The organism is Pseudarthrobacter cellobiosi, assembly GCF_023913755.1.
In the GTDB taxonomy this organism is placed as follows: domain Bacteria; phylum Actinomycetota; class Actinomycetes; order Actinomycetales; family Micrococcaceae; genus Arthrobacter; species Arthrobacter cellobiosi.
On record NZ_JAMXBJ010000036.1, the window covers coordinates 17,204 to 37,340 of the forward strand.

A 20,137-nucleotide genomic window follows, 5' to 3' on the forward strand; every position below is an offset into this window, starting at 1 on the left:
CGCTAGCTGAATATCGGTGGCGCCAGGGAATATGCGGGTCACGGTCGGGTTTTGCGCGTCGAAATCCGCGGAACGCGTGCGACGACGGGGCACGCCAGCCGCTGCCAGCTTGCGTTCCAGCTTCCCGGGCTCCATCAGATCGGCCCAATCCCACCTCACCACGTTGAACCCAGTGGCCTGCTTCCAATAGAAGTCGGTGTAGCCACCAGGCCGTCCCTGTCGTGGATGGCTTGCTGCAGGACCGGGGCTTCGAAGCCGGCCACGTGGATAAGGGCGCGGCTGTAGGACTCCCCTGCGGAACCGGACAAAGGGTCCGCGAAAGCCACGGCGGTCAGCACCCCTCGCCCCGCAGCAGTGGAGTACATAGATCCGATACCTGCCTCCAGTTCAGCCGTCGTCACGGCAGGCAGCCGCAGGGTCCGGTCTGGTCGAAGCACACGGTCCAGGGGAGCGGCAGCTTCGGTGAAAGGCCTGAACGCCGCCAGGTCCAGGACAGTGCGGATGCGGCCGGTGACGAGCAGGCCCTCCCGCCGGACCACCATCAGACCCGCCGGCGCAGCAAAGTGGCGGCGGACTCCGGCACGTGACCGGCCGCCGTCGTTCTTCATGGTGAGGGCCTGGACCGGGTGGTTCAGGCCGATGGTGGGTATTCCCCACACGCTGGCGGCGGAGTGCCTGGCGAAGACCGTGGGTTTCTCGAAGGTTTCCGCAGCTGCCTGGACGCGGAGGCGATACTGCTCCCACGGCTTCAGCCCCTTCCAGACCTGCCCGTCCGTGTAGACGCCGTGCCGTACGCGGACCAGGGAACCGGCCTTTACGCGCTTGGTAAGGTCGTTCGGGGTCAGCCCGTGAAGGGCGCGGTCGCGGGCCAGGAGAAGCGGTGGAAGATCCGTCATGTAGCGAAGATGCCAGCTGCGCGCCCTCGGCGCGAGGGGTAGGTGCCGCTATGTGGAGAAGTCCTGGCGACGCGCTTGTCCGTTTCCGACCCTCACCCACCTCGGCGCAACCGGAATACGGACTGCGTGGAGGAATTTCCGCCTCGAAAACGAATTTACACGTCGAAATCCCCGGGTCTCGACAAGCTGGACCACCGGCGGCTAGCCTTCAGGCCGGCAGTCGAGGATGAACTCCATGAGCGACGTTGCGTCCGCGTCCGCGTAGAGCGTCACCAGGCTCTGATTGAACTCAAGTCGGCGGCTAAACGGAATGGAGATCGCGTCGTGCCCGGAGCTCAGCAGGACACCATTCATCATCAGCCGTGAGGTGCGCTTGTTGCCGTCGAAATAGAACTGGTGCCGGGTCCCGAAGCAGAAGTAGGCGACAGCCCGTTCTATCGGATTCTTCACCCCGGAAAGGAACGCCAGTCCGCGGGTGTATTCGGCCCGCAGCTCCTCCCCGCCATCTTCGCAGCCGGTGGCTTTGAAAGTGCCGGCTTCACCCAGGTTGACCCTTCCGCCGCCCCGCACAGAACCTTCGCCACGGAAGTGCCCTGCCTCTATCGCCTCATGGGGTGCCACTATTCCGTGAAGTCGGTCTGATAAAGGCTTGGAAAGTGCGAAGGTCCCGTCCCGAACAAGGCCGTGGAGCAGGCGGGTGGACTCGACCAAGGCCAGGACCTGTTTCTCATCGTCGAGCCGGTGTCCGCCGACGGTGACCCCTTCCAGGAGTGTTTGGACTTCCGGGAGGGTGTAGGGGTTGCCTTCCAGGGCGGCAGCGTCCCACACATGGCCAGCCAGCTGCGCCTCGAAGCGGGCGAGGGCGCGTGGCACCTCCATACCGGGCATTTCGTCCCAGGGTATGCCAGATGAGTCCCAGGAAAAGCCAAGCTCGTCCGTCTGGTCCTTCGCTGCCGACTTGAGCAGGCCGGGGGACGGTTGCGGGCCGTGTGGCCGGGGCGGCCGCTTCTTGTACTGGTTGGAGCCGACGCCCCATCGTGCCTGCTCAGTCATGGTGCGCCCAGTCTTTCGTGAGTTCCTCGGCAAGGTCATACGTGGCCGGCATCCCGTAGCAGTCGAGGATGATTTGGATCGGGTCTGCCCAGACGATCCCTTCGTCGTTCCACGCGCCGCCTTCGCTGGCGCCGTCGAGGGGGAGCAGGAGAACCTCCACCGCGGCCGAACCGGGGCGGTTGATGATGGACGCGACCCTGGCAGGATTCTCGACGTAAAGGATGATGGGCCCGGGCGTCCCTTCTGCCCCTATCCGTGCCGCGGCCGGTGCGCCGCTGGCGGCCCAACCCTTTCTCGTGGCGGCCACGGCCGAGCAGATGCGCAGGAAATTCCAGTGACTGGTGATCTCTACGGCGCCGGGGCGGAGGGGCGGGGGAGCGGCCGCACCTGCCTCTCTGGCGAGTGACCTGGGGCGAGGGGTTCCGTCAGTGCTGGCCCAGCGCATGAGTGTCTCGATCATTACCGCGTCCGCAGCCGGATTGGAGGTGCCGTCTTCAAGGATCGTGCGGGCAGCACGAAGCGCGCGTACATCGCAGAGCGGCTCAGTCCGGGACGGAAGCTGCAGGCCGGCGGCCGCCAGGATTCGCGTCGCCATGCCAAGGGTCGGGTCGATGTCGCCTTTCTCAACCCGCGTGACAGTGGAGGCCGACACTCCGGCTCGTCTGGCAAGCTCGCGGCGGGAGAACCGGGAGTCGCGGATCGCAACCTGGACCACGTTTTGCATATAAGCAATTCTATGGTTCCTATTGCTTATATGCAATATCCACGCAGACGCTGCGTATGAGCAACAGCTGGTCCGTCGGTGATTGAGCTTGTCCGTCGGTGATTGAGCTTGTCCGTCGGTGGTCGAGCTTGTCGAGGCCCAGGGTCTCGACAAGCTCAATCACCAGGCTGAATGTCAGCCCTGGTTGATGCGGATCATGTTGCCGGACGGGTCGCGGAAGGCGCAGTCGCGCGGGCCCCACGGCTGGACGATGGGTTCCTGGAGAACCTCGGCGCCTGACACCCGGAGGGTTTCGAAGGTGGCGTCGAGATCGTCCGTGTTGAACACGAGCATGGGCATCACGCCCTTGGTGACCAGCTCCTGGATGGCGTCCCCGTCGGCCTGCGAGCGGCCGGCATGCGGCGGGGACAGGACAATCTCAAGGTCGGGCTGGGCGGCGCTGCCAAGGGTGACCCAGCGCTGTCCGTCCGAGCCGACGTCGTTCCGGACTTCCAGGCCAAGGGCGTCGCGGTAGAACGCGAGGGACTCATCGAGATCGTTGACGGTGACGTGTGCGTACTTCAATGAAATGTTCATGTCTCCCACGCTAGGGGAGTGGCAGCGGCGAGGCTTCTTCAATCCTGCTCGGTTTGCGCAAGGGCCGGGTGTGCTGCCGGGCCGCGGTGGCCGCCGTGGGCGTGGCTTTTACTTTCAGCAAAAAGGCGCGCGCCTGCAGGCGCGGGACTGGCCACCCAGACATGGTTACCGTAGCAAGTGTATTGATGGTTTATTAACTTTTAATAAAACACTACTATTCTTGCTATGGACCCACTTGAGAACCCTTACACCCCGAACGCCGGCGCGAATCCGCCAGTCCTGGTGGGCCGCACCGATGAGCTTGCCTCATTCAAGCTTCTGCTGGCACGGCTGGCTCGGGGGCGTAGCGAGCAGTCCATGATCATCACGGGACTTCGCGGGGTCGGCAAAACGGTATTGCTCGGTGCCTTCCGTAAAGAGGCGATTTCCGCTGATTGGGCTGTGATCGAAATCGAGGTCAGCAAGCACGATGACGGAGACTTCCGGCGCCAATTGGCGGTGGAGTTCCGGAAAGCTCTCCTCGAGATCTCGCCCCGGGCAAAGTGGACGGATCGCGCTCGACGGGCAGCCGGAGTCCTGCGATCCTTCACAGTCTCCGTAGACCCCGAAGGTAAGTTCACGGCCGGCTTCGACGTTGAACCAGTGGAAGGTCAGGCCGATAGCGGTCATTTGGGGGTGGACCTCACAGATCTCTTCCTTGCCCTGGGTGAGGCTGCGCAGGACCATGAAACCGGCTTAGTGCTTCTTTTTGACGAGGTCCAGTTCCTGTCGAAGGTCCAACTGGAAGCCTTGATCGCCGCACTGCACAAAACGGTCCAGCGCGAACTGCCGATTACCCTGGTCGGGGCCGGACTGCCCCAGATCGCAGAACTTGCCGGGGAGGCTAAATCCTACTCCGAGCGACTCTTCAAATTTCCAAGAATCGAGATGCTCGACGACGACGACGCCATCGAGGCCATCACCCGCCCGGCTCTCGATAGTGGAGTGATTTTCGAGAAAGACGCTATTACGGAAGCCGTGGCCGTCACGGGAGGCTACCCCTATTTCCTCCAGGAAATGGGATCAGCGGTCTGGAATCTAGCGGAAGATAACGTCATTACGGCCCGGGATGTGAAGGATGCTCACCGCTATGTTGAGGAGAAGCTGGACGGCAGTTTCTTCCGCGTCCGGCTTGACCGGACAACGGAGCTGGAACAGGCCTACTTGCGGGCAATGGCTCAGCTGGGGCCAGAACCCCAGCTGGCCAGCGACGTCGCGACCCTTCTAAATCGCACCTCCCAGCAAGTTAGTCCTACGCGGTCGCAGCTGATTGACAAGGGGCTGCTCTACACGCCGAACCACGGTTATGCGGCCTTCACCGTTCCGCATTTCGACCGGTTCATGCTCCGGGCCGTTCCGGAATTGAATGTGCCGGAGTTGCGTCAGCGACGAGGCAGGCATACCGCCGGCTGACCCCTGCGGTGGGGCCGGACGGCCCAATGATTGAGCTTGTCGAAATCCGTCACTCCTAGTTGATGCGATCATGTTGCCCGACGGGTCCCGGAAGGCATAGCCGCGCGGGCTCCGGTTGGACTAGCACTTGGTGAGCAGCACTTGGCGCTCGATGTGTCACCGGCTAGGAGGAAGTTTCTTCAATCCTGCTCGGTTTGCGCGAGGGCCGGGTGTGCTGCCGGGCGATGCACGTGGGCATTGCTTTCACGGCGTGGTGTTCGCGGGCGCGGTAGGCGCTGGGCGTTATGCCGACGATCTCGGTGAACCGCGAGCTGAAGGAACCCAGGGACGTGGAGCCCACTTCCATGCACGCGTCGGTCACGCTGGCACCGGCGCGCAGCAGCGCCATGGCACGTTCGATCCGCCGGGTCATGAGGTAGTTGTAGGGCGTCTCACCGTAGGCGGCCTTGAACTGGCGGGAGAAGTGCGCCGCTGACATGAGGGCCCCGGCGGCCATGGTGGGCACGTCCAGCGGCCGGGCGTACCCGCGGTCAATCAGGTCACGGGCCCGGCGCAAGTGGGCCAAGTTTGTCAGCTCCTGCGGTGTCATGAGGCAAGTCTAGTAGCGCTCCACGCCCGGTGGTTGATCCTGTCCGCCCAGTGATTGAGCCTGCGAAATCCCCCGACGCGGAAACGGCATGGCGCTACGGAAACGGCCTGGCGACACCCGAAATGCTCGGGCAGCCGTGCCGGATAGACAGCTGCGCATGGAGCATACTGAGGCATGACTGACCGCGACGACTTCCTAGCCTGGGTAAAGTCCGCGCTTTACGAAGCGGAACTAGCCCTTCACAACGGCGATTCGGCCCCGCGCCGGGCAATCTGGTCACGTAACGAACCCGTGAGCATCCTGGGTGCGTGGCGCAACGCCTATGGCCAGCATGGGCTGGACGGGCTCTTGTCGAGTGACGGTGCCAGGCGCGTCGCGTGAACCGGGTAGTGATCCGTTGCCGGGCGTCGAACCGACGTTAGGCACAGGCGGGACACGGCCCTTTACGCCAGAAGGTGGAGAAATAGGGTACGTTTTGTTTTCTTAATTCACCCACGCCCGGTGTACTCTTCCAAGGTTAGGCTTCCCTAAATCGCCGAAGACTCCTATGGACCACACGCTATGAGCACCCAACTTGACCTTCAACGCCTGTCGTTTGCCGCGAACCTCGCGAATTACGGGGACAGGACTGCCGTTGCCACCAGCAATGGTGTCTTGACGTATCGGGAACTGGCCGACCGGGTTGAGGAGGTGGGCCGGCGACTCGGTAGCGAACGTCGCCTGGTGGCCCTGACGGCCGGTAACGATGTTGAATCCCTGGTGGGTTACCTGGCGGCCATGGCGGCCGGTCATCCGCTGATCCTCCTGCCCGCGGACAAGCCTGCCGCCCTGGAGTCCCTGGTCGCGGCCTACGATCCGGACGTTATCCTTAGTTCCGCGAACGGCCGGACAGTATTGGAGGAGCGACGGCCTGGCACCGGACACACCCTGCACCCGGACCTGGCCCTTCTGTTGAGCACCTCAGGTTCCACCGGTTCGCCCAAGCTTGTGCGGTTGTCCTATGAAAACCTCCAGGCGAACGCAGAGTCCATCGCGGAATACCTCGGCATCACCGAGTATGACCGGGCTATGACCACGCTGCCCATGTCCTACTGCTATGGACTGTCAGTGATCAACAGCCACCTGCTGCGTGGTGCCAGCCTGGTCCTGACCGATCTGTCCGTGGTGGACCCCTGCTTCTGGGATCTGTTCCGCCGCGAGGGTGCCACATCGTTCGCAGCCGTTCCCTACACCTTCGAGTTGCTCGAGCGGGTGGGGTTCGCCGCAATGAACCTGCCCACGCTCAGGTATGTGACCCAGGCTGGCGGCAGGCTCGGCCCGGACCTGGTCCGGCGTTACGCAGAACTGGGCGCAAGGAGCGGCTGGGATCTCTTTGTGATGTACGGCCAGACGGAGGCCACGGCACGCATGGCCTACCTCCCTCCGCGGCTGGCAGGTACGGCGCCAGGCGCCATCGGAATTCCCATCCCCGGCGGCGCCTTCCGGATAGACCCGGTCCCTGGACTGGAGCATGGGGAGCTGGTCTATTCAGGGCCCAACGTGATGCTGGGTTACGCCCAGACGCCGGAGGACCTCGGCCTCGGGCGGACGGTGGATGAACTCCGCACCGGAGACCTGGCACGCCAGAACGCAGACGGACTGTACGAGGTAGTGGGACGGCGCAGCCGGTTCGTCAAGATCGTCGGCCTGCGCGTCGACCTTGGACAAGTGGAACGGATCCTTGCAGATCTTGGTATTCAGGCGGCGAGCGCCGGCACGGACCAGGGACTCGTGGTCGCCGTCGAGGGTGAACACGACACTGCGTTGCTGGGCAAGATCCTCCCCCAGGGCATAGGCCTGCCCCGCGCTGCCCTGCACGTCCAGGCGGTGCCGGAGCTCCCGCGTCTGGCGTCCGGCAAGCTGGACTACCCGGCCGTCCTGGCGCTCGCCAAACCCACAGTTCAAGACCAGCCTTCCAGCGCGAACTCCGGAGCTGGCCCGCGGGACAGTGTGGTGCGCATTTTTGAGGACACGCTGGAGCTGGACGACATTTCCGACGACGACACGTTCGTTTCGCTGGGCGGGGACTCGCTTTCGTATGTGGCAGCGTCGGTGCGGCTTGAGCAGGCGTTGGGGCATTTGCCCCCGGACTGGCACATCACCCCGGTGGGGGTGCTTGGGGCCCGCCATGAACAGCCGCGGCCGCGGAAGCGCCGCATGTTCGCCCGGCTTGAAACCAGCATCGTGCTGCGGGCGGTCTCCATTTTCCTGATCGTCAGCACCCACATCGGATTCCTGCACTGGCAGGGTGCCGCCCACGTACTCATGGCTGTGGCGGGGTTCAACTTCGCCCGGTTCCAGCTGTCCGGGGAACGTATGCCGCGGCTGCGGAAACAAGCCGCCAGCCTGGCCAGGGTCATCATCCCCAGCATGGCCTTCATCGGCTTCGCCTACCTGATCACCGACAGATACAGCCTGGAGAATATCGTCCTCCTCCACGCCATTATCGGGCCCGAAGAGGTGACCACCCGGTCGCATTTCTGGTTCATCGAGGTTCTCGTCTACCTGCTGGTCAGCATGACGGCGTTGCTCGCCCTGCCCTGGGTCAGTCGGGCCGAAAGGCGCTTCCCGTTCCTCTTTCCGCTGGTGCTGCTCGCCGCCGGACTCCTTACCCGGTATGAGCTTTTTGAGCCGGGAATTCCCCACACGACGCCGGCCCTCTGGCTCTTCGCGCTGGGATGGGCGGTTGCCAGGGCCCGTCACATCCTTCAGCGAGGCGCCGTCAGTGTCGTTGCCGCTTTGACTATCCCGGGGTTCTTCGACAACCCCGCCCGTGAACTGACTGTCCTGGCCGGGATACTCCTGCTCCTGTGGCTGCCCAGTCTTCCCGTCCCGGCCGGGCTCCGGCGCCTCACCGTTCTGCTGGCCGGCGCGTCCTTGCACATCTATCTGGTGCATTGGCTGGTCTACCCGCTGCTGGTTGAGCTCAGCCCCGCGCTCGCCGTCGTGGCCTCACTGGCCGCAGGCTCCGCGTACTGGGCACTCTGCAGCCTGGCGCCGACGGCCATCGCCCGCGCCAGAACCTGGAGATTGAGCCTGTCGAAATGGAACGGCCGACGGCGGCAGTCGCCCCGGCAGCCCGCCCCGCCGGCTGCCCCTCCCGGACATTGAGTCCGCACTGAACGGCGGAAGGTGGGGCTATCCCGCGTCCGCAGGCCGGAATGTCGTTCCTCCGTCCGTGGAGACAAGGATCCCGTCGGCGGTAGCGGCCCAGATCCAGGGTCTGCCGTCGGCGCCCTTGACTGCGGCGATTGCCATGACCTGGGCGTCGATGCGGCCCATTTTTGTCCAGGTCTCTCCGGCATCGGCAGAGTAGTGCACCGTACCGTCGGGTTCAACGCCCACAGCCTCGGCTGGGTGCGCGAACGCGGCGAACTGAATTACCGGGCCGTCTTTCACAGGCTCCCACGTGCTGCCGGCGTCGGTGGAACGCTGGACCCCGTCGGGCGTGGTCGCCAGGAGGGTTCTGCTGCCCGGATGACCGGCGAGGACGGCGGGGGCGAAGTCAGCGGGAATAGTGTTCCAGGTCTCGCCGTCGGCGCTGGTCCGCAGTGTCCCGTCGAAGGCCACGATCCCCGCTTGGGTGGTGGTCATGGCATGGAAGTCCGATTCACCCTGGCGCGAGAGCTGCTCCCACGTAGTGCCGCCGTCGGAGGATTTGAGCAGGCCCATGGGGTTGGGCAGGTCAGAGCCGGGCCCCGGGTGGCCCGAAGCGTAGAAGACCCCGTCGGCGGGGCCGGCGGTGAATCCCATCAGGTCGTTGGTGCCACCGATTTTTTTCGCCGGGCTGGTGGTGACGTCGAAGAGGCCGTCGTGGGTGGCGAGCAGTACCTGGCCGGTGTCACCGCTGACGGTGAGTCCGTGGACGTGTGTGCTGGGAAGGGGGCTCCCGGCTGCCGTCGTGTGCGGCGTGGTCTGGTTTGTCGCCGGTGCGCAGCCGGCAATGGCGAGAAGGGTGGCCGCGGCGCCGGCCAGGACTGCGCCGCGTCTGATCATGTGGGAGAGGAAAAACATGGCTAACTCCAGAGTGAAGGGAAATCAGGGACAATGTGGCGCCGGCCCGGTCAGGCCGGCGCCAACGTGATCGACTCGTCAGAGCGTGGTCAGGAGGCCCTGCATTTCCTTGATTTCCGCTTCCTGCGCAGACACGATTTGGTTGCCCAGGTCCACGGCCTTGGGGTCTTTGCCGCCGGTCTTTTCAGTGTTGGCCATCATGATGGCGCCTTCGTGGTGGGCGATCATCTGCTTCAGGAACAGTTTGGCGGCCCCGGTGCCCTGCGCGGCGTCGAGTTCCTTCAGCGAGGCGTCGTCCAGCATGCCGTCCATGGAGTGCCCGGCGTGGCCGGAGGCCATTTCCGTTGGTTCGTTCCAGTCATCAAGCCAGCCGGTCATGGTCCGGATCTCCGGGCCCTGCGCTTCCTTGATTTTGGTGGCCAGCGCGGTGACGGGGGCGGGGATGTCCTTTTTCGCGAGGATCATTTCTGCCATCTCCACCGCCTGGGCATGGTGGGGGATCATCATCTGGGCGAACGTCACGTCAGCGGAGTTGTGTTCCGCTGACGGTGCCGGCGCGCTGCTGGAGCTGCCGTGATTCATTCCGGGCGTGCTCCCGGATCCGGAACCGGATGAGCACCCGGCCAAGGCAATGGCAGCCGCAATGGCCGTTGTTGAAAGGGTCAATAGCTTCTTATTCATGGGAAGTCAGGTCCTTCAAATCTCGACCGCAGGGGGCCGGTGAGCGGGGGAGCATCCTTGCAGATGCCGGGAAGCGTCTGTTGGGCTCGCTTCATGACGGGGCTGTGCCGTGGGGACGGCGGTGTGCCCAGTTCTACGTCCGGCTGATGGACAGCTCACCCGGTGAAGGACCGCCGGGCAGATAGGCGTAGGAAGAACCGACCGTGTCGGGCAGCCCGCCATGGCCATCCAGGGTTCGGGTGCCCTGCGCGGGTTCAGGGGCGGCCAGTGTCCCTGTCTGGGCTGAGGGGGTGCATGCTGCGCTCATCGCCTGGATGCTGGCGCAGTCAGCAGAGCACGTGCACGACGCCGGGCCTGCGGCAACAGCCTCAGAGCCCCGATGTCCCGCGGCCGCCGCTGTTGTTGAGGCAACCGGTTCCGCGTGGGGCGCCGTGGTTTTGTGGTTGGCGTGCCTGTCCCCGACACTCACGGCCGGGGCCGGTGTGTGCCCGGCGGCGGGGGAGTGCATGGAGTGATTGCCGGTCATGACGTGCATGCCGAAAATCCCGGCGAGGATGGCCAGGATGGCGGTGATGATGCCGGCGCGGAGCAGGAACGCCGTGACGGGGCCGCGGAGCACTGCGGTCATGGCGTTCCTCCTTCCGTGTTGGTCTGATCCGTCTTCAAGGCTACCGGCCGGGTCCTTTCCGGCCGGTCAGCGCTTCTGGTTCAACGTACGCGGGACGGATTGAGTTTCACCCTCCGCAGCAACTGCGCATTCAGGGCCAATGGCGACGTCGGTGCCGGCGCCGATCGCGATTCCCACCTCGGCGCGGGCCAGGGCGGGGGAGTCGTTCACGCCGTCGCCGATCGCAGGCCACGGTCGGTCAGTGCCTCCACTACCTGGTCGATGGTCGGAGCGCCTGCCAGACCGCCGGGGGTGGGGTATATCCGGCACGCGAGTTCACTCGTTGGCGTTCCGTCAGGGAAGATGTCGGCCCCGTCTGCAGTGATGGTCGGCGAACCGGCAAATCGGGTCCCGGCCGTATCTGCCGGAGTCCTGATGCTCCGCAAATGGACCGGGATGTCCTGGCGCCCCATGGCGACGAGGGCAGCTTCCACCTGCTTGAGTGCTTTTGCTGTGTTTGGGCAGTCATCGATGTGGAGTATTTCTATTCTCATGTGGTCCCTGTCGGGCTCGCCGGTGCACGGTTCAGGGGCGGCGCAGCAATCATCAGCTTTCCCATCGCGTCCTGCCCCGGCTCGGGCCCCGGCCCGTGGGAAGGCACAACAGACGTCCCCTTTCCAGGCGTTAATGCCCTCACGGACGGCGATCCCTGCGATGACCAGCGCCGCGCCGGCATCCGCCCACCACCATCCCAAGGCGCTGTTGAGGACCAGGCCCACCAGTAGGACGGCGGAGAGGTAGGTGCACAGCAGAGTCTGTTTCGAATCTGCGACGGCGGTGCGGGAGCCAAGTTCGCGGCCCGCGCGGCGTTGAAGCCAGGACAGGACGGGCATGATGGCCAGGCTCAGGGCGGCGATCACGATGCCCGGAGTGGAAGGCTGTGCCTCGCCGCCTCTGGACAGTGACCTGACCGAGTCCATGGAGACGAACAGTGCCAGGGCGAAGAACGAGATCGCGATGATCCGCAGGGTCAGGTGTTCGCGCCGTTCCGGGTCCTTCGCGGAAAACTGCCAGGACAGGGCCGCCGCGGAAGCGACTTCAATCACCGAATCAAGGCCGAAGCCGATGAGGGCCGAGGAGTGGGCCAGGTTGCCCGCCCAGAGCGCGACGGCGGCCTCGACGACGTTGTACGTGATGGTCGCGGCCGCGAACAGGCGGATGCGGCGGCCCAACACGGCGCGGCGGGCGGGCGTAGATGCAAGCTGAACCGTGGTGGTCATGTCAGGCATGTCCCGTCCGGGGCGCAGCAGGCAGGATCCACAGCCAGCACCACACCGAGCAGATCCCTGATCGCGTGGCCCAGCCTGGCGTCAGCGAGCTCATACCGGGTCCGCCGGCCATCCGGGACAGCCGCCACGAGGCCGCAGCCCCGCAAGCACGTCAAGTGATTGGACATGCTCTGCCGCGAAACCCCCAGCAATTCGGCCAGGTCCGACGGGTACGTGGGCGCATCTGCCAAGGCCAGCAGAATCCGCGCCCGGGTAGGGTCGGAGACCGCGTAGCCGAACCGGGCCAGCACTGGGGCATGCGTAAGGGTTTCCATAAGAGCCAAAGTACATCAGTGCGTGTATTCAGGCAATTATGTATTGCGGCCGTATCGGCTCCAACCTGATTGAGCCCGTCGAAATCTTGACGCCCTCCGCACTCCGCGCATATCCTGAACGAACGGTCGGTAAATAAATGCGACCAATCCAGGCAGGTGCATAGGAGCAACCATGGAAGCCAACGCCCAGCGCGACGCGGACAGCCAGGCCAAGGACCGCCAAGACGCGGACGGTCAGGCCAACTTTGACCGCGTGATCGCCGAGGACTCCCGCATTGAACCAAAAGACTGGATGCCGGACGCCTACCGCAAGACCCTCCTGCGCCAGATCTCCCAGCACGCCCACTCCGAGATCATCGGCATGCAGCCGGAAGCCAACTGGATTTCCCGCGCCCCGAGCCTGAAGCGCAAGGCCATCCTCATGGCGAAGGTCCAGGACGAGGCCGGCCACGGGCTCTACCTGTACTCCGCCGCCGAGACGCTCGGTCAAACAAGAGACAAGATGATGGCCGACCTCATCGCCGGCAAGGCCCGCTACTCCAGCATCTTCAACTACCCGGCCCTGACCTGGGCGGACATGGGTGCCATCGGCTGGCTGGTGGACGGCGCCGCCATCTGCAACCAGGTGCCGCTGTGCCGCGCCTCCTACGGCCCCTACGGCCGCGCCATGGTGCGCGTCTGCAAGGAAGAGTCGTTCCACCAGCGCCAGGGCTTCGAGATCCTGCTGGAGCTCGCCCACGGCACCCCGGAGCAGAAGGAGATGGCGCAGGACGCCGTGAACCGCTGGTACGCCCCGGCGCTGATGATGTTCGGCCCGCCGGACGACGATTCGCCCAACTCCCGCCAGTCCATGGCCTGGAACATCAAGCGCTTCAGCAACGACGAACTCCGCAGCCGCTTCGTGGGAATGATGGTGGAGCAGGTCCGCGTGCTGGGCCTCACCCTCCCGGACAGCGAGATCCGCTTCAACGAGGACACCAAAAAGTGGGAGCACGGCCCGCTGGACTGGAACGAGTTCCACGAAGTCCTCGCCGGCCGCGGCCCCTGCAACGCCCAGCGCCTTGAGCGCCGGAGGGAAGCGCACGACGACGGCGCCTGGGTCCGCGAAGCAGCCGCGGCGTATGCAGCAAAACAGTCACTGAAGACAAAGGAATACGCAGCATGATCCCCACCGACTCCCCAACCTCGCAAGCTCGGCCAGGGACCCCTGTCGGCGTGGCCCCAGAGGTGCTCGAGCCTGCCACCGACCGCAACGCCTGGGGCCTGTGGGAGGTCTTCGTCCGCTCCAGCCGCGGCCTCTCCCACGTCCACGCCGGGTCCCTGCACGCGCCGGATGCCGCCATGGCCCTGCGCAACGCCCGCGACCTCTACACCCGCCGCAACGAGGGTGTGTCCATCTGGGTGGTCCCGGCCGACGCCATCGCCGCCAGCGACCCCGACTCCAAGGGTTCGTTCTTCGAGTCCCCGCAGGGCAAGGACTACCGGCACGCCACGTATTACACCAAGAGCGAAGGCGTGAAGCACCTGTGAGCAACGAATCCGCCACCCGCATCACCCCCGGCAACGCCCTGCGCCCGGAGGACATCGCCTTGGAGGTCCGCACCGGACTGGCCAAGCCCACAGAGGACGTGGCCGAGTACGCGCTGCGCCTGGGGGACGACGGCCTGGTCCTCGCGCAGCGCCTGGGCCACTGGATCTCCCGCGGCCCCGAGCTGGAGGAGGACGTGGCTCTGGGCAACATCGCACTGGACCAGCTGGGCCATGCCCGGAGCTTCCTCACGTACGCGGGCGGCGCCTGGGACAAAACCGAGGACGAGCTGGCGTATTTCCGACGGGAGCCAGAGTTCCGCTCCGCCCACATCTTTGAGCAGCCCAACGGCGACTTCGCGGCCACCATCGCCCGGCAGTTCGTGGTGAGCTACTACCAGTTCGAGCTCTACCGCCGCCTCACGGAATCCACAGACGCCACGCTGGCCGCCATCGCCGCCAAAGCAGTGAAGGAAGTGGACTACCACCGGGACCACAGCGCCCAGTGGGTCCTTCGCCTGGCCGGCGGCACCGAGGAATCCCGTACCAGGATGATCCAAGGCCTGAAGCAGATGTGGCCCTACGTCGCCGAGCTCTTCCAGGACGACGAGCTGACCACGCGCCTGGCTGAAACCGGCGCCGCCGTCGAGCCTTCCAGCCTGCGCGCAGACTTTGACCGACTGACCGGGGAGATCCTGGCCGAAGCGGGGCTGGGAGTGCCGGACGGGCCGGCTGCCCCCGGCGGCGGCCGGCACGGCCGGCACTCCGAGCACCTGGGCTACCTCCTCGCGGAGATGCAGGTGCTCGCCCGGGAGTACCCCGGAGCAAGCTGGTGACCGCCGTGGCCACCGCTGCGCCTGAGCGCACAAAGACACATCAGCAGGCCTGGGACATCGCCGCCACGGTCTGCGATCCGGAAATCCCCGTGCTCACCATTGCGGACCTCGGGATCCTCCGCGACGTGCAGGCCGAGGGGAAATGCGTAAGGGTCACCATCACCCCCACGTACTCGGGCTGCCCGGCCATGGACGCCATCCGCGATGACCTGAAAAAAGCGTTCGCCACAGAGGGCTACACAGCAGAAGTGGACCTGGTGCTCGCACCGGCCTGGACCACGGACTGGATGACGGAGGCCGGCAAGGCCAAGCTGCAGGAGTACGGCATCGCCCCGCCGTCGGGCATGGCAGCCGCCGCCCGCCACGCCGGGCCCATCCGGCTCAAAATGGCCGTGAAATGCCCGCAGTGTTCCAGCCTGAACACCAAGGAGCTCACCCGGTTCGGCTCCACGTCCTGCAAGGCGCTGTACGTCTGCAACGACTGCCTGGAACCGTTCGACTACTTCAAAGTCCTGTAAGGAAGCCCCATGCCTGTTGTGCGCCAGACCGCCGCCGAATCGGCGCTAGCCAGCGGCCGCCGTCGTCCGTCCTTCCACACCCTGACCGTCAATGAGGTGCGCCGGCTGACCGAGGACGCCATCGAGGTGACGTTCGGCGTCCCCCAAGAGCTCGCCGGCCGGTTCGACTATCTGCCCGGCCAGTACGTGGCCCTGCGCACCACGCTGCAGGATGAGAACGGCGAGCCGCATGAGGTGCGCCGCAGCTACTCCATCTGTGCCGAGCCGCGCAGCTTCCCGGACGGCAGCAGCGAGATCCGGGTGGCCGTGAAGCAGGACCTGGGCGGGCTGTTTTCCACGTGGGCCAACGCGGAGCTGAAGGCGGGGGACACGCTGGACGTTATGAGCCCCATGGGCGCGTTTGTGTCCAAGCACGGCCGGGACGGCCAGGCCGTGGAGCAGAACGTCATGAACTCCATGAACCACCCGGAGGAGCTGGCGGGGGAGGCCGCCTCGCAGGGGGCGGGCACTTTTGTGGCCATCGCGGCGGGGAGCGGCATCACCCCGGTGATCGCGATCGCCCGCACGCTGTTGGCGGCCAACCCGGGGACGCGCTTTGACCTGATCTACGCCAACAAGGCCGCCATGGACGTGATGTTCCTGGAGGAGCTGGCGGACCTGAAGGACAAGTACCCGCAGCGGCTGGCCATCCACCACGTGCTGTCCCGCGAGCAGCGGATCGCGCCGCTGCTCAGCGGACGGATCGATGCCGGGAAGCTGCAGCAGCTGCTGGGCACCGCCATCCACGCGGACGATGTGGACGAGTGGTTCCTGTGCGGGCCGTTCGAGCTGGTGCAGCTGTGCCGGGACACCCTGGCCGAGCGCGGGGTGAAGCCGGAGCATGTGCGGTTCGAACTGTTCACGTCGGGCAAGCCGGACCGCCCGGAGGGCCACGCCGGCCGTCCCGTGGTGGTGGACGAATCGCAGGAGACGTACAAGATCACGTTCAAGCTGGACGGCCTGCAGGGCGAGGTGGCCAGCCCCACGCACGCCCGCGAGTCGATCCTGAACGCCGCGCTGCGGGTCCGGGCGGATGTGCCGTTCGCGTGCGCCGGGGGAGTGTGCGGCACGTGCCGCGCCAAACTGGTCACCGGTACCGTGACCATGGACGAAAACTACGCGCTGGAGCAGGATGAACTGGACAAGGGGTACGTCCTGACCTGCCAGAGCCACCCCACGAGCAAAGACGTAACAGTCGACTTCGACGTCTAAGGAACCCATGATCTCCCTCTCCATCGCCAACGGCGTCGCCGAAATCGTCCTGGACGCGCCGCACAAGCTGAACTCCCTGGACGAGCAGGCGCTCACTGATTTAACACAGGCGTACGACGACGCCGCTGCCGCCGCCTCGCGCGGTGAGGTGCGGGCGCTGCTGCTCAGGGGAGAGGGCCGCGCCTTCTGCGCGGGCCGGGACATCTCGGGCGTGACGCCGGAGACGGACGACGCCGAAGCGTACCTGGGCGGGCTGGTGCAGCCTTTGCTGCAGAAGATGAGCGCGTTCCCGGCGCCTACGTTTGCCGCGGCACATGGCGCCTGCCTCGGGGTGGGGCTGGGGCTGCTGCTGGCCACGGACGTGGTGTACGTGGCGGAGAACGCGAAGTTCGGCTCGCCGTTCGCGAAGCTGGGGGCCACGCTGGACTCGGGCGGGCACTGGTACTTCACCGAGCGGCTGGGCATGCACCGGACGCTGGACCTGATCTACACGGCCGAGCTCATGTCCGGGACGGAGGCCGTGGCCCAGGGGATGTTCAGCCGGGCGATGCCGGCGGATGAATTGTTGGCCAATACGAGGGAAATTGTGTCGAAGGTTGCCGCCGGCGCCACAGGCGCGTTCACGGCGAGCAAGGAGCTGGTGGCACACATCCGCGACCAGCGGCTGGGCCTGTGGGACGCCATGGCCGAGGAAAACGCCGAGCAGGCGCGGCTTTGCAAGACCGCGGACTACGCCGAGGGCTTCCGTGCCTTCCAGGAGAAGCGGTCACCGGCGTTCAAAGGCCGGTGAAATGTTCCGGACAAAGTGGGCAGGGTGAAGCCGTCCGAGCCCTTCGATGCTTGAACGCAGTGCGTCCGGGACCGTCGCCGAATATTGCTCCCCCGCCGGCGTCCACCCGCACCGTCTGCCGCGCAGCGACACGACGTTCAACCATGCGCATGACGTGATGAGCATGCGCATTAGGCCGGATGAGCATGCTCATCACTTAGTGGGCATTGGTCTACAAGCTTTGGGGCGCGACCGAGAACGTTCCGCCCTCTCCTTGATGCCCTGGTGTGTTCTCACGCCGCTGGTAACGAAAGATATGGTCTTATAACAAAAAGTGTTATATCTCGTTAGAAGTAGGTATCATTGGGGCATGGATCCAGCACTGAACCCCTTTAACCCCGGCTCCGGCGTCCGGCCTCCGGAGCTTGTCGGCCGTGATGGAGAGATCGATGCCTTCGATCTATTGGTCGCACGCGCCAAGTCCAACACCGGGGGGGACCGGGGCATGGTTCTGTCCGGCCTTCGCGGAGTGGGCAAAACCGTTTTGCTGAACGTCTTCGCAGAGCACGCGCGACGGAACGACTGGCTGGTAATCCAGCTTGAAGCCCAACCAGGGGACGCCGGCAAAAAAGCCACCCGGGCGAAGCTTGCCCGTGAGCTTGAAGTAGGTGCGCGCAGACTCCGCGGAAAGCCAGCCTGGAGCTTTCTGCAGAATGCCTTGAACAGCATCGGCAACATCTCAGCGAGTTTGGGGGTTGCCGGCGTCTCCGCGTCGGTGACGACCAAACAAGGGCGCGCCGATTCAGGCAACCTGGACATCGACCTCGAGGAACTTGTCGAGGATGTATCACTCGCGATGCGAAAAGCCAGGGGCGGGTTCGGCTTGTTCATTGACGAAATGCAAGACCTGGACGAAGAGCTTCTGACCATACTGTTGTCCGTTCAGCACCTTGCGGGCCAGCGCGGATGGCCTTTTTACATCATCGGCGCGGGCCTACCCAACCTGCCCGGCAAGATCTCCGAGGCCAGGACCTATGGTGAGCGGCTGTTTCTCTACAGGACCATAGGCCAGGTCAACGAAGAGGCCGCCTCGGAAGCCCTCGCCTTGCCCATCAACAGGCTCGGCGCCTCCTTGGCGCCTGATGCGCTGTCACTCCTGCTCTCTGCCGCGAACGGCTACCCCTTCTTCCTTCAGGTCTACGGACGTGCCGCCTGGGAAGCATCATCGGAGAAGATCATCAGCGCTGACGACGCGCACGTGGCAGTCCGCCACGGCACCAACGACCTGGACCATGGCTTCTTCGAGGCCAGATGGCAGCGTGCCACCAATGCAGAACGCCTCTACCTCAGGGCCATGGCCCAGGACAGCGATACCCCTTCCTCGACTGGAGAAATCGCCGAACGCCTTGGGAAGTCGACCAGCAAACTTGCCGTCATCCGCTCACGACTCATCGACAAGGGTGTTGTGTATGCACCCGAATATGGCTCTATTCAGTTCACGGTGCCCGGAATGGCTGCCTTCATCGGGCGCCAGACCGAGGACTGACATGCGCTAGTTTCAGCGCTCGGCTGATTCAGGCGGGTCAGCGTCCGACGCCAGGCGGCCAAGGAGCTACGTAGGCAATCACGTGTGCACCCACCACAACCAGACCACAGCCGCCTAACCACCACACACGACCCCAGAAACATGCCACAGCACAGCTACCTACAAATCTGACGCACACCCGAACCCGGGTTGCAGCATTCCTGTGTTGAATCCTTGGTCCGTGACAAGTCTCAGCGGGGACTAAGCGCAGTGAGGGGGCCTGACGCATGGATTGGCTTGCTTGGGGTGCGGCAGACCATCGTGTAGGAGGCCCGCTCATTTTGGGTAGTGATGTCCTTCGCCGGTCATGGTGGTGGGGGCGCCAGTGATTTCGTACCAGGCAACGATTGCCCCGGCCTGCACGTCCCGGAGGCCTCTTCTCGGGGAGGGACCGGGCTGGTCGGAAACGCGGTCGTCTGCTCCTGAGCGATCAGGTTGGACGCATCGTTCCCGGACGGCAGCAGTGAGATCCGGGTGGCCGTGAAGCAGGACCTGGGCGGGTTGTTCTCCACGTGGGCCAACGCCGAGATGAGGGCGGGGGACACCCTGGAGGTGATGAGCCCCATGGGCGCGTTCGTGTCCAAGCACGGCCGCGACGGCAAAGCCGTGGACCAGAACGTCATGAACTCCATGAACCACCCGGAGGAGCTGGCGGGTGAGCCGGGCAGCTTCGTGGCCATCGCTGCGGGGAGTGGCATTACCCCGGTGATCGCCATCGCGCGCACTTTGCTGGCGGCCAACCAGGAGACCCGGTTCGACCTGATCTATGCCAACAAGGCGGCCATGGACGTGATGTTCCTGGAGGAGCTCGCGGACCTGAAGGACAAGTACCCGCAGCGCCTCGCCATCCACCACGTGCTGTCCCGTGAGCAGCGGATCGCGCCGCTACTGAGCGGCCGGATCGACGCCGGGAAGCTGCAGCAGCTGCTGGGCACCGCCATCCACGCGGACGATGTGGACGAGTGGTTCCTGTGCGGTCCGTTCGAGCTGGTGCAGCTGTGCCGGGACACCCTGGCCGAGCGCGGCGTGAAGCCCGAGCACGTCCGGTTCGAACTGTTCACGAGTGGCAAGCCGGACCGCCCGGAGGGGCACGCCGGCCGCCCCGTGGTGGTGGACGAATCCCAGGAGACGTACAAGATCACGTTCAAGCTGGACGGCCTGCAGGGCGAGGTGGCCACCCCCACCCACGCCCGGGAGTCCATCCTCAACGCCGCGCTGCGGGTGCGCCCGGACGTGCCGTTCGCGTGCGCCGGGGGAGTGTGCGGCACCTGCCGGGCCAAGCTGGTCACCGGCACCGTGACCATGGACGAAAACTACGCGCTGGAGCAGGATGAGCTGGACAAGGGCTACGTGCTAACCTGCCAGAGCCACCCCACCAGCAAAGACGTAACAGTCGACTTCGACGTCTAAGGAGCCC

The 20,137-nt window shown here is 65.1% G+C and carries 20 protein-coding genes and 2 pseudogenes; 11 read left to right on the top strand and 11 right to left on the bottom strand.

Annotated elements, in window-relative coordinates:
* Positions 1–155 precede the first annotated feature (155 nt).
* The 4 genes from NG696_RS05620 to NG696_RS05635 all read right to left on the bottom strand — a co-directional run bounded on the left by NG696_RS05620 (position 156) and on the right by NG696_RS05635 (position 3,249).
* Positions 156–896, bottom strand: a complete 741-nt coding sequence (locus NG696_RS05620; RefSeq protein WP_252574606.1) for a type IV toxin-antitoxin system AbiEi family antitoxin domain-containing protein — start codon at positions 894–896, stop codon at positions 156–158.
* 201 nt (positions 897–1,097) lie between these two features.
* On the bottom strand, positions 1,098–1,949 hold the full coding sequence (locus NG696_RS05625) for a Fic family protein (protein WP_252574609.1): 852 nt from the start codon (positions 1,947–1,949) through the stop codon (positions 1,098–1,100).
* Complete coding sequence (locus tag NG696_RS05630; RefSeq protein ID WP_374211177.1) at positions 1,942–2,673, bottom strand: helix-turn-helix domain-containing protein; 732 nt, start codon at positions 2,671–2,673, stop codon at positions 1,942–1,944. The genes NG696_RS05625 and NG696_RS05630 overlap by 8 nt, the downstream gene beginning before the upstream one ends.
* Positions 2,674–2,847: 174 nt before the next feature.
* The gene (locus NG696_RS05635; RefSeq protein ID WP_252574613.1) at positions 2,848–3,249 is read right to left on the bottom strand and encodes a VOC family protein; all 402 of its coding nucleotides are present in this window, start codon (positions 3,247–3,249) and stop codon (positions 2,848–2,850) included.
* A 225-nt stretch (positions 3,250–3,474) separates the two neighbouring features.
* On the opposite strand from NG696_RS05635, the gene NG696_RS05640 reads away from it, so the two are divergent.
* Positions 3,475–4,701, top strand: coding sequence for an ATP-binding protein (locus NG696_RS05640; RefSeq protein ID WP_252574615.1), 1,227 nt, complete (start codon positions 3,475–3,477; stop codon positions 4,699–4,701).
* Between the two features lie 163 nt (positions 4,702–4,864).
* On the opposite strand, the gene NG696_RS05645 is transcribed toward NG696_RS05640, so the two are convergent.
* Complete coding sequence (locus NG696_RS05645; protein WP_252570077.1) at positions 4,865–5,290, bottom strand: helix-turn-helix transcriptional regulator; 426 nt, start codon at positions 5,288–5,290, stop codon at positions 4,865–4,867.
* A 174-nt stretch (positions 5,291–5,464) separates the two neighbouring features.
* Here NG696_RS05645 and NG696_RS05650 point away from each other — a divergent pair, with 174 nt between their 5' ends.
* Complete coding sequence (locus NG696_RS05650) at positions 5,465–5,671, top strand: hypothetical protein (protein ID WP_252574617.1); 207 nt, start codon at positions 5,465–5,467, stop codon at positions 5,669–5,671.
* A 180-nt stretch (positions 5,672–5,851) separates the two neighbouring features.
* Positions 5,852–8,440, top strand: a complete 2,589-nt coding sequence (locus NG696_RS05655) for an AMP-binding protein (protein ID WP_252574619.1) — start codon at positions 5,852–5,854, stop codon at positions 8,438–8,440.
* A 27-nt stretch (positions 8,441–8,467) separates the two neighbouring features.
* Here the strand turns inward: NG696_RS05655 and NG696_RS05660 are convergent, their stop codons facing one another.
* The 6 genes and pseudogenes from NG696_RS05660 to NG696_RS05690 all read right to left on the bottom strand — a co-directional run bounded on the left by NG696_RS05660 (position 8,468) and on the right by NG696_RS05690 (position 12,234).
* Positions 8,468–9,343 carry a F510_1955 family glycosylhydrolase gene (locus NG696_RS05660; protein ID WP_252574621.1) on the bottom strand — a complete coding sequence of 292 codons (876 nt, stop codon included), beginning with the start codon at positions 9,341–9,343 and terminating at the stop codon, positions 8,468–8,470.
* 78 nt (positions 9,344–9,421) lie between these two features.
* A complete protein-coding gene (locus NG696_RS05665) occupies positions 9,422–10,024 on the bottom strand; it encodes a DUF305 domain-containing protein (RefSeq protein ID WP_252574622.1) in 603 nt (200 codons plus the stop codon).
* Between the two features lie 133 nt (positions 10,025–10,157).
* Positions 10,158–10,652, bottom strand: coding sequence for a hypothetical protein (locus NG696_RS05670; RefSeq protein ID WP_252570068.1), 495 nt, complete (start codon positions 10,650–10,652; stop codon positions 10,158–10,160).
* Positions 10,653–10,718: 66 nt separating this feature from the next.
* Complete coding sequence (locus NG696_RS05675; RefSeq protein ID WP_252574753.1) at positions 10,719–10,862, bottom strand: hypothetical protein; 144 nt, start codon at positions 10,860–10,862, stop codon at positions 10,719–10,721.
* A gap of 350 nt (positions 10,863–11,212) precedes the next feature.
* A pseudogene (locus NG696_RS05685) lies at positions 11,213–11,911 on the bottom strand (cation diffusion facilitator family transporter); the annotation flags it as partial.
* Positions 11,908–12,234, bottom strand: coding sequence for an ArsR/SmtB family transcription factor (locus NG696_RS05690; protein ID WP_252570066.1), 327 nt, complete (start codon positions 12,232–12,234; stop codon positions 11,908–11,910). The gene NG696_RS05690 and the pseudogene NG696_RS05685, both read right to left, overlap by 4 nt.
* Positions 12,235–12,406: 172 nt before the next feature.
* On the opposite strand from NG696_RS05690, the gene paaA reads away from it, so the two are divergent.
* From paaA to NG696_RS05730, 8 genes and pseudogenes are all read left to right on the top strand, one after another.
* A complete protein-coding gene (paaA, locus tag NG696_RS05695; protein ID WP_252574624.1) occupies positions 12,407–13,399 on the top strand; it encodes a 1,2-phenylacetyl-CoA epoxidase subunit PaaA in 993 nt (330 codons plus the stop codon).
* A complete protein-coding gene (paaB, locus tag NG696_RS05700; RefSeq protein WP_252570061.1) occupies positions 13,396–13,764 on the top strand; it encodes a 1,2-phenylacetyl-CoA epoxidase subunit PaaB in 369 nt (122 codons plus the stop codon). Before paaA ends, paaB begins: the two co-directional genes overlap by 4 nt.
* Positions 13,761–14,597: a 1,2-phenylacetyl-CoA epoxidase subunit PaaC gene (paaC, locus tag NG696_RS05705; RefSeq protein WP_252574627.1), complete on the top strand. Its 837-nt coding sequence runs from the start codon at positions 13,761–13,763 to the stop codon at positions 14,595–14,597. The genes paaB and paaC overlap by 4 nt, the downstream gene beginning before the upstream one ends.
* Positions 14,594–15,115: a 1,2-phenylacetyl-CoA epoxidase subunit PaaD gene (paaD, locus tag NG696_RS05710; RefSeq protein ID WP_252574630.1), complete on the top strand. Its 522-nt coding sequence runs from the start codon at positions 14,594–14,596 to the stop codon at positions 15,113–15,115. The genes paaC and paaD overlap by 4 nt, the downstream gene beginning before the upstream one ends.
* 9 nt (positions 15,116–15,124) lie before the next feature.
* Positions 15,125–16,366 carry a 1,2-phenylacetyl-CoA epoxidase subunit PaaE gene (gene paaE / locus NG696_RS05715; protein WP_252574633.1) on the top strand — a complete coding sequence of 414 codons (1,242 nt, stop codon included), beginning with the start codon at positions 15,125–15,127 and terminating at the stop codon, positions 16,364–16,366.
* 7 nt (positions 16,367–16,373) lie between these two features.
* Positions 16,374–17,156 (top strand): enoyl-CoA hydratase/isomerase family protein, encoded by a 783-nt coding sequence (locus NG696_RS05720; protein WP_252574635.1) that lies wholly within the window; start codon positions 16,374–16,376, stop codon positions 17,154–17,156.
* Positions 17,157–17,505: 349 nt separating this feature from the next.
* Positions 17,506–18,681, top strand: coding sequence for an ATP-binding protein (locus NG696_RS05725; protein WP_252574638.1), 1,176 nt, complete (start codon positions 17,506–17,508; stop codon positions 18,679–18,681).
* A gap of 483 nt (positions 18,682–19,164) precedes the next feature.
* Positions 19,165–20,130 (top strand): annotated as a pseudogene (locus NG696_RS05730) (2Fe-2S iron-sulfur cluster-binding protein); the annotation flags it as partial.
* Between the last annotated feature and the right edge of the window lie 7 nt (positions 20,131–20,137).